Here is a 15,191-nt window from a genome sequence, read left to right as displayed (position 1 = left end):
CATCATCAGCCTGGGCGGATCTCCCCGTCTATGGGGCGTGTTCGAGGAACTTGGCCGTGTAGCTCAAGGGCGCCACTTCCCTTTCAAGATCCAGGTGGTAATCGCCAAAGCGATTGATGTGACTGGTCCGATAAGGCGACAGACCGGCCAGGATCTCGGGCGTCAGTTCGACCCCCTCCTTCCGCATCTCAGCCAACGTCCGGCTCATACCCTCCACGTTGTGGAGGATGATCATGTTGGCCACCAGCTGGCTGTACTTGATGATCTTGCGCTGCTCGTGTTGGACGTTCTCAGCAATGATCCCTTGGCTGCCAAAGAAGACCCATTTCACGAAGCCGTTGTACTCCTCGCTCTTGTTGGTCGCGGCATGAATCGTTTTGCGAATCTCGTTGTCATCAATGTAGCGCAGCAAGAACAGTGTTCTAACAGCCTTGTCCAGCTCCCGAAAAGCAAAGTACAGCTTGTTCTTCCGGCTGTAGGTGCCAAGCCGGCGCAGGATCGAGGACGCGGTGATCTTGCCCAGTCGGATGGAGATCACCACACGCAGCATGTCATGAAGATGGGTGGCGATCAGCTGCCAGTCGATGCTGCCCCCGAAGAGCGCCTGGATGTTCTTATAGGCCCTGCCCGGTTCGGGTCGGAAGAACGTCAGATCCTTGATGTTTCGGATCCTGGGCATCAGCTGGATACCCAGCATGTGGGCCAAGCCGAAGACCGGATAGCTTTGGGCCTGCGTGTCCCCATGGACGATCTCAGGCTGGATGTCGGAAGTGTTGGCCAACAGGCCGTCGAGGATGTAGATGCCCTCGTGCACGCCACAGGGAATGAAGTGGCTGAACAGCGCCACGTATTTGTCAGACACGTGGTAGTAGCCGATGCCGCCATAGCCGCCGTAACGGATGTGGTACTCCGACAGCAGGTTGTCCTCGTAAACGCTCCATTTGGTGCCATCTGCTGAGGCGCTCTTCCCGCTGCCCCAATAGCCCGGCAGGTCGAATTTGTTATAGGTATTGATGACCTCTACGATGGCCTTCTCAAGCACATCCTCGGTCACGTATTTGAGGTTGAGCCAAGCGACCTGTCGCCGGCTGAAGCCCTTGATCGACCGCGCCGTCTGCGTCGGCCCCAAGTTGCAGCCATAGCAAAATAGCGTGGTGATCACACGTCGGGGCAGATCTTCGACTTGGCTCTCGGTACCCGCGATCGGGCGGAAAAAACGGTGCAGATCCAGCCATTGGCTGGCATCGATCAGGACATCGACGATGCTGAATTCTGGAAGCCGTTCGGCGATGAGGCGATCCACGGTAGCGATCGCGCTGGAGACTTCGGCGCGTTGCCCCTTCCGCAGCACCAGGCGCCCATCCAGGATGTCCGCATGCACGTTCTCCGGGAAACGCGCGTCGACCTCGTCGGCCAGGGAGGTCAATTGTGCACGTAATCCCGCCACGAAAGACTCGGCGTCGGTGGGCAGGCCTGACACCTGGCCATAGGCTTCCAGCTCCTGGGCCAAGGTGGCCTCATCGACGAGCTGCTCGCGGTAATCGTCAAAGCGCTCGCTGCTGGGAATGAAGAGATCGCCGGACTTCAGTTCGTCCTTGACCTGCACCAGCACGGCCAGCTCGAAGTACTTACGGTGCATCCAGCCGGCGCCTGCTGCACTTGCCCGCTTGCCGAACACGTGCTGACGCCAGAGCTTGGACATCCAGTCAAAGTCCTTTTCCGGGTCCAACCAGAGGGAGGCGACCTCGATCAGCTCACGGCGCTGGTTGCGCAGCGAGAGCACCGCTGCGATCAGCGGCTCCATGCCGGCATCGTGGCTGGTCGCCCGCAGGTTCATCAGCTCCAGCCCATTGAACAGCAGCGGCCTGACCGTGCCGTAGGGTTGCAGCATGAAAGGCAGGTAGTTCTTCCCGGCGTAGGCCATATGTTCTTCGCATTCGGCCAGCAAGGTCGACACTTCCGCTTCCAGGCTGTTGTCGATGGCATCCACGCGCTGACTATCGCTGCCGTCGAACTGATAGGCCTGCAGGATCTCCTTGAGCTGGCCGATGAGGAAGTCGGCCCGCTTGGCATGTTCGAGCTGGTAGGCCAGCAGCTTCTGCTGGGCCGTGTTCTCCAGCCCGCGCACCTGCTTGATGAACAACTCGGCTGCATCATCCAGCGTCTTGGCGTGCTGGGCGCGAATGAAGATGGTGGCCAGCGCATAGCGCTTGTCCTCAGCCAATTCGGCCAGTTCGCTTGCGTCATAGGCCCGAGCCATTGCACGGAATTGCTTGAGCTTGGGGACCGGCACATCGATGGGAGGCAGCTGGTCGGCCAGCTGCTGCAGCATGCGGATGTGCTGCAGATAGAAGCGAACTTCCTTGTTGGTGGGCCGGCCGGGCTCGCGCTTGAGCGATTGCCAGCCGGTGAACCTGGACCCTTCCGGTGCGCGCAGCAGTTCGTCAATGAGCGTGCGGGTGGCAGCCGTCAGCGCGTGGCTGATACTGCGGTAGTAGCCCAGGTTGACCCGCTCGCGGGCACCGATGGCGGCCAGTTCCAAGGTGCGGAAGCCTGGTAGTTCGTAGCGGTGGTGCACCAGCTCTTCGAGCAGGACGTTCACGATGTCCGGGATGGTGTGCTTGGTCTGGGCTGCTCCGGTTGCCACCGTGTCCAGCCAGGCCAAGCCTGATTTGTCTAGGGGACGTACCCCAATGAACTGCCGAAGCTGCGGCATATGCCGGCGCTGGCTACCGGAAGCGTCGTAACGTTCGAGCTGGTCAGTGTCCAATACGCGCCCGAGTCGGGCGGCCTTGGCGATGTGCTTCCGGATCCGCTCGGGCACTTCGGCCAACACCGTGAAGTAACCCAGGCGCTGGAAGAGCTTGAGATGAATCAGTACCGCCAGCTGCGGTCCCGGCTGGGTGGTCAGCTGCTTGGCGAATGCAATCTCAGCGGCGGTGGGGGTATAGATCTCCTCCAGTTCCTTGGCGGTGGGATCAGGCTTCAGTCGCGGGTAGGCGGTCTCGTGAAGGGTAGCCATTGGATCCGGAGGTTAGGAGGGGATCAATCCCAGTGCCGGCCGTCGTCTGTATTGAGAGACGCTTCCAGGAAACACTGGTGCGTATCGGCCATGCGGTGCATGTCATCAAGCAACGTGGCCAGGATTTCATCCAGATCCCGGTCGGGATCGGTGGGAACAGTCAACTGGTACTCGCTGCTGGCGGTGTTCAGGCGCACAGCCTGGAACGGGGCCAAGCAGATCTCTTCGATCCGGCCTCGGGCCTTGGCCGCGCCGCGGCCCGTGCGGGCAAACGGGGTCAGCACCATGCGCAGGCGCAGCTGCAGGGCCGATTTGCCCTCGGGCGCCGGCAGTGCCATCGCCGGTACCGGCGCGGTTGGACTGGGCAGGCTTGCTTCAATGCGGTCCCGGGCAAACGGGTCACGCCCGTCCAGGTAACGCATGGCCGACTGCACATCGCGCCAACCCACGTACTCCATCAAGGCCTTCATGTCCCAGCCTTGGTCGTTGGCCCAGCTGGCAAAGCCGCGGCGCAACGAATGGCTGCTGTGGAGCCCCGCATCGGCAAAGCCGGCACTGGTCAGCAACTCGCGCAGCAGGCGCACCAAGCTGTTCGGATGCAGGCCTTCGGCGCTCACCTGGCCCCATTGGCTGACCGCCCGAAATACCGGCCCTTCTTGCAGGTCGGCCGCCTGCAGCCACACCTGGGTCGCCTCCACCGGGCACAACCGCGACAACGCCGGCACCTTGTAGGTGACGCCGGCGGCCTGGCGATCGCCCTTGCTGCGCGGCAGGAAACAGGTCATCCCCTGTCCCGGCACCAGCGTGAGATGGGCCACGTCCAGACGCAGCAGTTCATCGCCGCGGAAGCCCCGCCAGAATCCGAGCAGCACCAGCGCTCGGTCGCGTTGATGGCGCAGCGCCGCCGCTCCGTCGCCCCGGGCATGTGCCGCAGCGATCGCTGCAGCCAACCAGTCATCGAGCTCGACGAGCCGCCGAATCTGGAGCGGCGCGGCTTGCTTGACCTGGCCCGGGTGCAGGGTCTGGATGCCTTTGAGCACCTTGCGCACCAGCGGCGACCGAGTCGGGTCGACAAAACCGTGGTCGCGGTGCCAGGAGGCAATGGCGGCTAGCCGGTGGCGAAGGGTGCTGGAGGCCAGGGTCTGCGCATAAGCGGCCAGGTACCGGGCTACGCTGTCAGGTGTCGCTGGGAGGTGGCCTTGCCATTCAACCTCGAAGTGCCGCAGCGCCGACGCATAGCTGCGCACCGTGTTCTGACGCGTGGCCGCATCGAGGTAGCGGTCCAGTTCGGTCACTGGCGCGTGGCCTCCACCGAGGTCGTCTGGCGCAGCGTCGACAGGATCGTGCATTCCGCCCGCTGCCCGCCATGGCAACTGGCAATCACCCGTTCCAGCTCGCTGGCCATGCGCTGCAGGTCGGCCATGCGCGCCCGCACGTCGGTCAGATGGCTGCGTGCCAGCCGATCCACGTCCCCGCACGAAAGCTCCTCATCGCCGGCCAGCTGCAGCAGGCTGCGGACCTCCTCCAGGCTGAAGCCCAGGTCCCGGCCGCGCGCAATGAAGCGCAGCCGCTCGATGTCGGCCGGGCCATAGACCCGGTAGCCATTGCCCGAGCGCCCCGGGCGCGGCAGCAGGCCGATCCGCTCGTAATAGCGGATCGTCTCCAGGTGGCATCCACTGGCGTCGGCGGCCTCACTGATTTTCATGCGTAGTGCGCAGAACTCCGTAAGAGCTACGGACTTTACCCTCCCGGACTCTACCACGCCAGCGCCCCTGACTCGGCTCCCGCGACTGGAGATCGCCGGGATGCTGGCCGACCAATTCGGCATGGATCAGGTCATGCTGTGCTTGAACGATCCGTACCCGGTGCCACAACCACCCACCGCGGCAACTTTAAGAAGTAGTGGTCGCTGACTGCGGTTTTATGCGCCCGCGCTGGCCGGCGCATAGAGCTGATGACCTGGCAACACGCACGCACCGGCATACACGAACGCCACGCTTTGCCGCGCCCGAGTGAAGGCCACGTAGTACTTCGGTGGCGCGGTGATGCGCGCCGCATCTGCCGTGCGTAGGTACTGCGTCAACGGCCCGTTCGGAAAGATGAGGACCCGACCGTAGGTGCGGCCCTTGCACTGCCCGAAGTTCACCGCAGGAAGTCCGTCGCAGGCATGCCGCCGGTCATGCCGGAGCACTGTGGGGGCAAACTCTTGCATGTACGCAGCAACGTCGCCGGGAGCGACGAGGTAGATGCCATCGTGCCCTGTGAGCGCGCCATTGCCTGATTCGGTCCGGGGCATCTGTGGATAAAGCGTGTCGGCCATATCGCACAGGGCCTGGATGCAGCGCAGACTGATGAGCCGGTGGTCGAGTTGGCATAAGCCGTCCGACTCCCAGATTTGGAACAACGCCGCCAGATTCGGCCCACGGTATTGACTGTGCCTTTGCGCATAGTTGGTGGCGTACGTCGCCTGGCGCGTATCGCCTACCAACGTGATGTCGATATCGCTCTTCAACAGCCGCTCGACCAGGTCCAGATCGTAGCCAGCCAGGTCCTGGACCTCGTCGATGTAGAGCTCGTCATACATGGCCGCCAAACGTGCCATGACCTGACCTTGGGTCAGCTCATCGCAGCGCACAGCGAAGTCTGCCGCCCGATCGGAGTACATCCGGTTACCCGCCAGATAGTGTCGCGCGACCTGGGTGCGTGGGGCCCGGTTGTTGGTTAAACCTTCTACGAACAGGATCGTCTCGATGCGAGGCTCAGGGCAAAGCGCAGCTTGGTACGGACGAATGCACTCGCGCAGCAGAAAGCCATACCAGCTGTGCAAGGTGACATGCGCGGGGACCGCGCCCGCGTGAACCTCAAACGAGCGCCGGATCTCTTCAAGGTTCTCCAGCGTGTAGGTAACAATCGCGATGCGGCGCCCAGGCCGCTCCAAGGCCTGCCGAACCAGCAACGTGGTCTTGCCCGAGCCGGCCGCTGAGAGCAGGACCCGGTTAGGTGATGGCACGCTGGACATAGTCCGGGAACCTGATCGAGTGCCGGCTGTTGAAGATCGCCAGGGCCGTATCGGTCTTGTGACCTTTCATGTACTTGAGCAACGCCACCTCATCGGCGAAGGTCTTGCCCAGCACGGTGTTGAGCTCAGCCAACGAATTGGCTTTGATCAGCTGCTCTTCCAGCGATGGTGCACTTTCGTCGGAATCGTAGTAGATCGCGGTGAGGTGCTCGGCATAGCGTTCCTGCACAACGGCGATGTCGCCATCGTTGTCGGTGATCACCTTGGCCTGAATTTTCAGCCGATCCGCAATCTGCAAGAAGCGTTTGAATGCCAGCGATTTTACCGAGATGATGTCCACGCCATGGGCCATCGGCGCCACACCGTGGTGGTCGCTGTAAGCACGCTGCACAATCAGCTCATCAGATGGCCCTTCCACCAGGATCGCCTGTTTGGCCAGTATCAGCCGCAGCGTGTCGTGACCAGGCAGCTTCATGAAATAGTCGTGCGTATCGCTCGGCAGCTGGTCCAGCTTCATCTGGCCCTGCGCACTGAACAGGATGACGTTGTCCACGCCCAGCTTGTTCAACACAAAGCTGCTATGGGTGGCGATGATTACCTGCTGTGCGGTGGAGAGGGCCGCAATCTTGTCGATCAGCTGGGTCATGCTGGAATAGGACAGATGGTTCTCCGGCTCCTCGATCAGAAGCACGTGGGCCGCGCCGGCCGCGTGCATCGCCAGCTTCATCTTCACCGCGCTTTGCTCGCCCTTGCCGGCCTGGGTGAACGGGAGCTCATCCATGTAAGGTGACAAGCTGGTTTCCCACGTTGAGCGCGGCGATGTGTCCACACCCACCGTCAGCGCCCGGTGGCTGATGTCCCCGGTGTGCTCGGTGAGGTACGCATTGATTGCCGCCACGTCCGCTTCTTCGGAAAAACTCTGCCGCATGCGGCGGAAGCTCAGCGACAGCGAGACACGTTGCGCAGGCGTCAATGCCTGCTCGATGATGCCGGCGATATAGCGATCAGCACCGGACAAGGTCTTGATGCCGTGCGTGTCGATGATGGTCGAGTCGAACGGAATACTGCGGGCGGTGACGCCATTGTTGGCGAAGGAATACCAGCGCACCGTGTAGTACTCCACCGGCAGGCTGGCCGCGCCCTGGTGCTGTTGCAGGTAGGCGTTGAACTCCTCGCGGTAGTCGTCGTTGAGCTCGACCAGCAGCCGGATGCCGGCGGTAGCCAGACGCAGCGAGTTGTTGGTGCCTCGCAGCGACGCCAGCGCGGCGTCGCCTCCCAGGTACGCTTCGATAGAGATCCGTGGCGGCGAGGCTGGCGTGCCTGCTGCAAGCGCCGCCGAATACTCCTGCACCGTCGGCTGATGGAACAGGTAAGGCGTGAGCTCGTAGGCGAGATTGCGCCCATGCAGCTGGCCGGTGACCACCGCGTGGATGGCCTCCAGCAGGGTGGACTTGCCAACCTCGTTGTCGCCCACCACCAAGTTCATGTGGGCGTTGAGGGGAAGGTCCAGATGGCTAAACGACTTGAAGTTGTCGATGACGATGCGTTCGATCGGCATGCACAGTCCTTTGATGGCCAACGAGCTCGGCGGCGGACCTGCCCATACCCGACTGGCGTCCTTTCCGCTCTGGGCCATACTGCCCAGCCATCGTCGGCTTTGGGCGGTTTCGTACTGTTTGGACGGCTGGAAAGGCGCAGAATCCGTCTCACGCGGGATAATTCCATATTATCCCGCGTAAGATCACGGCCCGCAGCTGGTCCTTCTAACGCGTTGAATGGTACGTAATTACATGGTATGTAATACGTTACGAAATACGTGGAGTGACGGATGGCAAGGTCCGGGCTGTACAAAAGCGATGTGCAACGCGCCCGCGATCGCCTGCGCGCCACGGGCACGCACCCGTCCGTGGACGCGGTGCGGGTGGCGCTCGGCAACACGGGGGCCAAGACCACCATCCACCGTTATCTGAGGGAGTTGGACGACGAGGACGGGCAGCGCCCCGGCGCCAAGGTCGCCATCGGCGACGCGCTGCAGGATCTGGTCAGCCGCCTGGCCGAGCGGTTGCACGCCGAGGCCGACACGGTCGTGGCGCAGGCGCAGGCGCGTTTCCAGGCGCAGTTGCAGGAGCGCACCCAAGCGCTGGAGCAGGCCTGTCACGAGGCTGACTCACTCAGGACGCAACTGCAACGCACAGAGATAGCACTGCAGGCCGAACGCGAGGCGGGCGACGCCGCCAGGGGCGAGGTGGCCAGCCGCACCACCGAACTGGCCCAACTGGCTGAGCGGATCGCAGGCCTCACGGCGCGATTGGCGGAGCACGAACGTCATGCCCAGTCGCTGGAGCAGAAGCACGAGCATGCCAGGGAAGCCCTTGAGCACTACCGGACCTCCGTCCGAGACCAGCGCGAGCAGGAGCAGCGCCGGCACGCGCATCAAGTGCAGGAGTTGCAGGTCGCCCTGCGGCGGGCCAACGAGGCCTTGACCGCCAAGAACCACGATCTGATGCAGCTCAACCGCGACAATGGCCAGTGGCTGGAACGCCATACCCGCCTGGAGCGGGAACTGGCGCAGGCACGCCAGCGGACCGATGCCCAGCAACGCGAGCGCGACGCGCTGCGCCTGACGGCCGCCGAGCACCAAGCCCTGCAGGTGCGCTGGACCCAAGATGTCCAAGCGCTGGAATGCGTGCGCGCCGAACTGGCTGCGGCGCGGGCCGAGCTGGTCGAAGAGCGCCAGCGCCGGGAACACGCCGAGGCGGACACCTTGCGGGCCACGGTGCGCCTGAGCACGTTGGAACAACTCCTGGCGCGGCTGCGGCCAGTGCACTCCGTTGGCGAACCCGAAAACGCCATCTCAGCCGGTGCAATGCCGGCAGGCAGATGATCAGCCGCTTGGCGAAGGCTCGGGAATCCCCCGCGTCAATGCTTCGCCGTCCCAACCATGCCTTCGGTGAGGCGAAGCGAAGCGGAGCGCTCCCCGCCAAACTTGCTTCTACAGTCACTGCAGGAGATCGACATGGGTTTATGCAATTCAAAGCCGAGCGTGGCAGGGTCACCTGCGCGTTATACAACCCGTACTACAGAGCAGGCCACGCCATCCGAGTCGTCGTCGCCATCGCGCAGGGACTCGTCTTCCTCCTCGACCAATGCACTGCGCGACGCTTTGCCTTCCCCGCCGCGTCGCGCGGCTTCTCCTGAACCGCAGGGCTCACCCAGTCGGCAAGGGGCAGGATGGTCCGGCCAGGAAGGTTTTAGCGGTTGGTCAGAATACCAGGGCAACTTGCATGACTCAGCCCATGAGTGGCAGGGCGTATCGACCGGCGAGTATCCGATCGCTCCTGCCGATATGTGGGCTCCTCCCGCCTGGAACCCTTATCCCACTGGCACAGCTTCTTCGCACCATCAAGCACTCCAAAAGCGGGCGCAAGAGTGGGCGAACCTCACCACCACCACCTTGCAGCACGACGGGAAGGACCCGCGGCTAGCGCAGGCTATCACGCATCTTTTCCTGATATTCGCGGATTCTCCAACGTTCCGTCAGACCATGGCGACTATCCAGAAGGAAGGCATGGTAGGGATTCGCATTGATCCCGAAGTAGCCACAGCGCACTTCAATCCGCAACAGAGGGAGGTGGTGTTGGGAGAGATGATGGCGCGCGACCCCACCACTGCAATGGGCGTTCTTGCCTTTGAATTGAGCAACGCTTCGCTAGACCTCGCATTCAAAGAATGCGAGCGCAATGCAGCCATCGCCCAGCTTTCCCCCCGCGAACTCGCGGAAAGCATTGAAAGAGTTGAATACAATTCCACCCGCAACGTTCAGGCTTATTATATGGAAGCGCACGAAACGCTGCGTCGGGTTGGTCTCGACAACCCCTACGCATGGCATTGCATGGTTACAGCCCAAGGACACATCGAGCCTAGCACCCGGTCGGAGGACGAGGCAGTGGCAAATTCGTTGGCTACTGGTCATTTGGGTTGGTATGAGCAACAGTACGCAAAACGAAATATGTGATCTCTTGCATCCTCGATGCTGGGTCAGCGTACATAAGGGCATCTACATCCTGGATGACCTGTTGGCTAACACCTCTGATATCCAACTTGAGATCATCCATAGAGACACCCGTGGCACAAAGCTACCCGGTCTCCGGAAAGCATGACGTACGAGAGGTGTGGCAGGAATCCGTGAAAGTTCTTAGCTAACATCGAGTGTAGTATAATTAAAAGTTAGGTGAAATAGGCAATGGGCATTTGCATATCAACACAAGGCAGACCGTCAAATTCACCTGCCTCAAGTGAAAATACGTCCAATGCTTCTACTCCGACGCGTGCTCGAGGTGAGAATCAGGCATCAAGTGGAGCACTAGATGGCCTGCAGCGTAGATCTTCGTTGCAACGGAACTCAAACGTTCACGGAGCCAGCTGGCGCAATGTTATTGCGCAAGTAAGAAATCCTCACGAAGATCCGCGCATCGACCATTTGCTGACGATGGCAGGAGAAATTTACAAGGCATCAAGCACGTTCAGGAAAAGAATGAACGCAGTTGCAGGCGAAGGTGGTGTCACGATAAGGATCGTGCCAGACAGTGAGATCGGCCAGTCCTTTGGGCATGCCGCAACACGACCGGGAACTCGGACTATTGCCTTGACAGAGACAACAGCCAGCAACGTTCAAGGGAGTCACTATCAATCTCTCAATATATTATTGGTTGAACTCTCCAACCTGAGCCGGGCCAATGAAATTGCGGAGATCAGATCCGGTTTCCAGCAGGGGCGAATAGGTCAGCGGCGAGCGGCTTATAACGCCGAAAGAGTAGAGTATGGAACTATCGAAGACATGGTCAAATATTTTACCGAGGCTCAACCTGTCATCGAATCACTAGGCTACGGAAATCCGTTGATGTGGTACGCCGCATACGACTACGGCGGCGGAATCGTGCCAGCATACCGATCATTTGAGGATTACTACGCAACAGCGCTTTCAAGCGGTCATACCGATGTACATCTTAACAACTATTCTCGGTCTGAAGAATAACGGTAGTGAACCGCCCGGGATTGAAATGACCCCCAGAAGTTGGACGGTTCATTCAGCGCTTCTGGTCCAGCAATTGAGTGCGCACGGCAGCCATCAGGGCGTCTTGCTGGAGAGGTGCAGAGAGGTGGCTCCATTCATTTAAACAGCGTAGCCGTGCTGGATAAGTGGATCGCCTGCGGGTTCAAGCTGCCTTGGGCAAGGACAGCATCTGGTTGAAGTAGACCTGATCGGGGGTCAGCCGATCAAGCGCGGTGTGTGCCTGCGCTGGTTATAGAAGCTCAGGTAACGGCCGATCGATGCCTTCGCGTGGCTGACGCTGTCGTAGGCGCGCAGGTAGACCTCCTCGTATTTGACCGACTTCCACAGCCGCTCGATGAATACGTTGTCGCGCCAGCAGCCCTTGCCGTCCATGCTGATGGCAATACGGGGTTCAGCCGACATACGTGCAAAAATGCCCCCCAAAAAATCCGCTAACCCACTGATGAAATGGACGAAATCCAATCTTGTGAGCCACTTTTGCACGTATGTCGGCCGAACCCTTACTCGGGTTAAACCCAACAGTCGTGTCACCAGTCGCCAGGGGAGCCCGACACCGAAACGGAAAGATCGACCTTTAGATTCAATAGTTTAGAGAGATTTCGGCCCCGCACGTAATGATTCCCTGCCGAACCTCATGTTGTTGCGCATCGCCCTGCAGATCGCTCGCGACGACTACGAGGACCGCCGCGAGCGTCAGCGGCAGGGCATTGAACTGGCGAAGGCCAGAGACAAGTACCGTGGCCGCCCGGCCGATGCGGCCGTACATGCTCGCATCGTCGCATTGCGCGGCCGTGGAGAGACCATCGCCAACACTGCACGCCTGGCAGGCGCGAGCGTCACCACCGTCAAGCGTGTGTGGGCCGCTCACTGCGCGCAAGGACACGGGAGTTGACTGCTGCAGCAGGACTTGCCGAGAAGTAAGGCAGGATGAGGGTCGGCAGGGATTCGTGTAAAAAACAGCCAAAAGTGAGCTAACTCACTGACAGTGAGAGGTTTATTATACGAATCCCTGCCGGCCCTCAGACCCGCCTTCACTGCTGAAACTCAGAAGTCGTCGTCAGAATCTGACTGCACTTCTCGCAGTAATTGTCCGGCTTGCTCTAGAGAGACATTGTAGCCCGCTTCACCCATTTCCTTTTTAAAAACTTTGGCATCATCTTTTGGTTCGCTATGTTTTGATCCAACTACGAACTGTGACGGGATGGATGAGGCTGTCCTACAATTATAATTGTAAATCTCTCCGTCAGGGCCTTTGCTGTCGGGATCTAGCTCAATTGGAAAGTTGTTCTTTATCCCTATAGTTCTAACGAGAACGGGATTATCTGGATCTGTCCGACGAGCATATTTTTTTGCAGTTACCGGATAACTAGTAAAATAATGGTGCTTTTTAGCATTTTCCACGGCAGATTGGGATAATTCGTAGCCGGCTCGGAGAGTGGCGTCTGTAGCACCTGAACGCTTCCGCTGAAATCCCTTAGCTCTGCGTCCTTCCAAATAGCTTCCTGAAGTGCCGTGCCAGAGCCGACTGTCGTGATATACTTCTGATGCAGCACGCGTGAGAGAATCTTCGCTTAGAACTTGACCACCTGCGCTGTATGCTGGTGTTGACGAACCAGAGACATTTCGAGGGCTATCTGTCGGGCTTTGCACATAGTGGGAGCCAGAATTAAAACAAATATTACCCATAAAGACACCTTTCACTTGAGGTCGAATAAATTTTTAATTTCGATTGCTGCGCTAACATTTCAAATATTTTCTGCAATTCGAAAACCTTGACTTCCATCATCATTCAATTTTGCAGAAGATCTCTCTAATATGTCGTTGGTTGACCGAAGTCATGGTTGAGACGGCGAAGCATTGACGCGGACAGCGCCAGCAGTGCAAGTGATCCGCCGATAGCGACAATTAAGATTGCCGCACCAGTGAGGCCGCCGACGACCAGGCCCATTAGTTGCAGGTGCAGGAAACGTGCCACGGGCGGAGCTGGTGGCCGCGTGTCGTCGGCTCCCGCCCTCGGGGCAGACCGACACGCGGCAATGCCGCCGTAAAACATCACGCCGGCAATGGGAAGCCAGCCTGTCAGGAAAAACGGCGTCTCCCAAAGCTGCGGCGGGCGGGCGAAGACCGCAGCGAATGACCGGCCAGCGTGGCGAGCCACGCGTGTTTGCCTCGCTCGACACCGCCGCCACCCAGCTGCTGGCGCTCGGGGTGACAGTGTTCGAGGTGTTGCCGGCCAACTACGTGCGTGCCCCCAAGGTCTACCGGCGCGGTCGCCCGGCCGCGTTGAAGGCGTTGGCCAAGCTCCAGCGCGAAGGCAAACCCGCCAAGCGCACGCCGGCCAGGAAGCCGGCCGGCGCGGCGACGGTGGCCACCGCCGCCAAGATCCTGCCCAGCGATCGGGCGCAGCTGAAATTGCCCGGCCTGCCGCGCACCCGCAAGACCGCCCGCACCGCTGGTGCCGGCGCATGATGCTTTGCACGACTCCACCGACGCCCCACACGGCCGATGTCCGTAGGTCCTAACCAAGGCTGCACTATGACGATCCCTTCCAACCGCTCTCTTGTTCCAGTGGCCCGACAACCATTCGTAATGCGAGATGAGTCGTGGGCATTTCTAACCCATCCGTTCTACGCACAACAAGCCGCTAAAATGATGGCACGCGATGACGTGTTTCTTCCCAAGATATTGAGCATGTTGTTCGCTGACATGAGCGACCGCGAAGCGCTTGGCCAGGTGACCGCCGAGCGCGATCTTCTCGCCGGCCTGGTGGCGCAGCACGAAGCGCAGCTGCGCACCTTCAGCGCAGATCTGAAACACGTGCTGCTGGCCGACTTCAGGGGCGAGGATATGGAACCCGAGTACGTCGGTGCATGGCAGCGCCTGCATGCCCTGATTGCGCCCGTGACCACTGGTTACGGGCCACCGTCGGACGAGGCAATGCGGGCGCCAGTCGCCCGCATCGATGCGCCGGCGGCGCCCGACCAGGACAGCAGCGCAGATGCATGCACAGCGCTGGAAGATCCGCACGACACCTATGCGCTCAACGTCACGCTGGTGGGCGGCGATGCGGCCCTGTTCCAGGGGCATCACTTTGCGCACGCGCGGCTGTCCCAAATCCTGAGTTCCTATCGCGAATTGATCCTGCGGCACATGCCAGAGTTCACCCTGGACGAATGGGCTGCGCTTGCAGAAATGCTCAACGACGCGTGCAACGAGGCGGACTACGACTACCTGCAAGCCATGACTGAGGATGCGCAGCTCGATTACGTGCCGCACGGCCCATGGACCACTGACGTGGATCGACTGGCAAACGTTGCTGCCGACCGCGCCGCCCAACGGACGGCGCAACAACGACAGAGAAACGCCGATCCTTGCGATCTCTTCGCGCCCACCGTGGATTTGCTCGATCTTGCGGCCAGGCTGTCCGCGCTGACCGATGTCCAGCGCTTAGCAGCCTACGAGAAGTTGATGCAGCTGCTTCACCCTGACCGCTGCGATCTGGTTGCCTATGAGGCAACCAGGGATGCGGCAATCGCCGCGTGCTTGCACGTCACAAACCTCACCGCTTAGGAGCAGACAGATTGAACGACGCTGAACACAGGGCACATTTGGAACTTCTTGGGCGCATCTCGGCGATAGAAACAACCCTCAGGGTACTGACGATGGCATCTGATGACTCCACTCTGCTAATAACACTGATAAGAGAACATGCCGCCACGCTGACAGCTTCTATGCGCAGCCGTGGTGATATGGCCGGGAATGCCGTAGCAGACGGAATTGAGGAAGGAATCGACCTGATCACGAATGGCACCTAAGAGCAGCCAAACCGTGCCGGCGTCAGAGAAAGCGTTTCAGGTCTGCAATCGGCGCGGGCAACTCTTCCCCGAATGCACTGTGGCGCGCCACCGCTGCCGCCCATGCGCTTTCTAGCTCGCTCATATCGATGTCCTCGCGCGGTGTCGCAACGTAGGCCCGGCCGCCGCAATCTGTGCAAAACGGGTCTGCGCCCTCGCAGTTCGGACAGCGTGCAAATTGCCAGAATCCGCGCTGGATGAACACGCCAGCCAAGCACACGT

The 15,191-nt window shown here is 60.3% G+C and carries 12 protein-coding genes and 3 pseudogenes; 7 read left to right on the top strand and 8 right to left on the bottom strand.

The features are described from left to right. Window positions 1–28 precede the first annotated feature (28 nt). The 5 genes from ACD584_RS21190 to ACD584_RS21170 all read right to left on the bottom strand — a co-directional run bounded on the left by ACD584_RS21190 (window position 29) and on the right by ACD584_RS21170 (window position 7,599). Entirely contained in the window at window positions 29–3,022 is a 2,994-nt protein-coding gene (locus tag ACD584_RS21190) for a Tn3 family transposase (protein WP_076035665.1), read from the bottom strand. Window positions 3,023–3,045: 23 nt separating this feature from the next. After that, entirely contained in the window at window positions 3,046–4,317 is a 1,272-nt protein-coding gene (locus tag ACD584_RS21185) for a site-specific integrase (RefSeq protein ID WP_076035666.1), read from the bottom strand. Continuing rightward, window positions 4,314–4,727: a helix-turn-helix domain-containing protein gene (locus ACD584_RS21180; protein WP_076035667.1), complete on the bottom strand. Its 414-nt coding sequence runs from the start codon at window positions 4,725–4,727 to the stop codon at window positions 4,314–4,316. The genes ACD584_RS21185 and ACD584_RS21180 overlap by 4 nt, the downstream gene beginning before the upstream one ends. Before the next feature lie 216 nt (window positions 4,728–4,943). Then, window positions 4,944–6,041: a UvrD-helicase domain-containing protein gene (locus ACD584_RS21175; protein ID WP_076035669.1), complete on the bottom strand. Its 1,098-nt coding sequence runs from the start codon at window positions 6,039–6,041 to the stop codon at window positions 4,944–4,946. After that, complete coding sequence (locus tag ACD584_RS21170) at window positions 6,019–7,599, bottom strand: ATP-dependent endonuclease (protein WP_076035670.1); 1,581 nt, start codon at window positions 7,597–7,599, stop codon at window positions 6,019–6,021. The genes ACD584_RS21175 and ACD584_RS21170 overlap by 23 nt, the downstream gene beginning before the upstream one ends. Window positions 7,600–7,869: 270 nt before the next feature. Here ACD584_RS21170 and ACD584_RS21165 point away from each other — a divergent pair, with 270 nt between their 5' ends. From ACD584_RS21165 to ACD584_RS21155, 3 genes are all read left to right on the top strand, one after another. Then, window positions 7,870–8,925, top strand: a complete 1,056-nt coding sequence (locus ACD584_RS21165) for a DNA-binding protein (RefSeq protein WP_076035671.1) — start codon at window positions 7,870–7,872, stop codon at window positions 8,923–8,925. Window positions 8,926–9,321: 396 nt separating this feature from the next. Continuing rightward, window positions 9,322–10,056, top strand: coding sequence for a hypothetical protein (locus ACD584_RS21160; protein ID WP_168957633.1), 735 nt, complete (start codon window positions 9,322–9,324; stop codon window positions 10,054–10,056). A 519-nt stretch (window positions 10,057–10,575) separates the two neighbouring features. Then, window positions 10,576–11,076 carry a hypothetical protein gene (locus tag ACD584_RS21155; protein ID WP_076037672.1) on the top strand — a complete coding sequence of 167 codons (501 nt, stop codon included), beginning with the start codon at window positions 10,576–10,578 and terminating at the stop codon, window positions 11,074–11,076. 181 nt (window positions 11,077–11,257) lie between these two features. Here ACD584_RS21155 and ACD584_RS21150 read toward each other — a convergent pair. After that, a pseudogene (locus ACD584_RS21150) lies at window positions 11,258–11,502 on the bottom strand (integrase core domain-containing protein); the annotation flags it as partial. A gap of 247 nt (window positions 11,503–11,749) precedes the next feature. On the opposite strand from ACD584_RS21150, the pseudogene ACD584_RS21145 reads away from it, so the two are divergent. Then, window positions 11,750–12,007, top strand: a pseudogene (locus ACD584_RS21145) (helix-turn-helix domain-containing protein); the annotation flags it as partial. A 152-nt stretch (window positions 12,008–12,159) separates the two neighbouring features. On the opposite strand, the gene ACD584_RS21140 reads toward ACD584_RS21145, so the two are convergent. Next, window positions 12,160–12,816 carry a type III effector gene (locus ACD584_RS21140; RefSeq protein WP_217694201.1) on the bottom strand — a complete coding sequence of 219 codons (657 nt, stop codon included), beginning with the start codon at window positions 12,814–12,816 and terminating at the stop codon, window positions 12,160–12,162. 432 nt (window positions 12,817–13,248) lie between these two features. Here ACD584_RS21140 and ACD584_RS21135 point away from each other — a divergent pair. The 3 genes and pseudogenes from ACD584_RS21135 to ACD584_RS21125 all read left to right on the top strand — a co-directional run. Beyond that, window positions 13,249–13,584: pseudogene (locus ACD584_RS21135) on the top strand (hypothetical protein); the annotation flags it as partial. A gap of 237 nt (window positions 13,585–13,821) precedes the next feature. After that, on the top strand, window positions 13,822–14,685 hold the full coding sequence (locus tag ACD584_RS21130; RefSeq protein ID WP_076037674.1) for a hypothetical protein: 864 nt from the start codon (window positions 13,822–13,824) through the stop codon (window positions 14,683–14,685). Between the two features lie 11 nt (window positions 14,686–14,696). Further along, complete coding sequence (locus ACD584_RS21125; protein ID WP_139328340.1) at window positions 14,697–14,930, top strand: hypothetical protein; 234 nt, start codon at window positions 14,697–14,699, stop codon at window positions 14,928–14,930. A gap of 22 nt (window positions 14,931–14,952) precedes the next feature. On the opposite strand, the gene ACD584_RS21120 is transcribed toward ACD584_RS21125, so the two are convergent. Beyond that, a complete protein-coding gene (locus ACD584_RS21120) occupies window positions 14,953–15,189 on the bottom strand; it encodes a hypothetical protein (RefSeq protein WP_081340695.1) in 237 nt (78 codons plus the stop codon). Between the last annotated feature and the right edge of the window lie 2 nt (window positions 15,190–15,191).

The sequence above is a fragment of the Xanthomonas sp. NCPPB 2922 genome (genome assembly GCF_041520885.1).
Classification (GTDB): domain Bacteria; phylum Pseudomonadota; class Gammaproteobacteria; order Xanthomonadales; family Xanthomonadaceae; genus Xanthomonas; species Xanthomonas campestris.
The sequence above is the reverse complement of the archived record's forward strand: the minus strand, read 5'-3'. Positions and strand labels throughout refer to the sequence as shown.

Coding starts and splice junctions, on each gene's coding strand:
- ACD584_RS21155 (WP_076037672.1), top strand. CDS start 10,576: ATGAACGCAGTTGCAGGCGAAGGTGGTGTCACGATAAGGATCGTGCCA.
- ACD584_RS21165 (WP_076035671.1), top strand. CDS start 7,870: ATGGCAAGGTCCGGGCTGTACAAAAGCGATGTGCAACGCGCCCGCGAT.
- ACD584_RS21190 (WP_076035665.1), bottom strand. CDS start 3,022: ATGGCTACCCTTCACGAGACCGCCTACCCGCGACTGAAGCCTGATCCC.
- ACD584_RS21170 (WP_076035670.1), bottom strand. CDS start 7,599: ATGCCGATCGAACGCATCGTCATCGACAACTTCAAGTCGTTTAGCCAT.
- ACD584_RS21130 (WP_076037674.1), top strand. CDS start 13,822: ATGAGCGACCGCGAAGCGCTTGGCCAGGTGACCGCCGAGCGCGATCTT.
- ACD584_RS21175 (WP_076035669.1), bottom strand. CDS start 6,041: ATGTCCAGCGTGCCATCACCTAACCGGGTCCTGCTCTCAGCGGCCGGC.
- ACD584_RS21180 (WP_076035667.1), bottom strand. CDS start 4,727: ATGAAAATCAGTGAGGCCGCCGACGCCAGTGGATGCCACCTGGAGACG.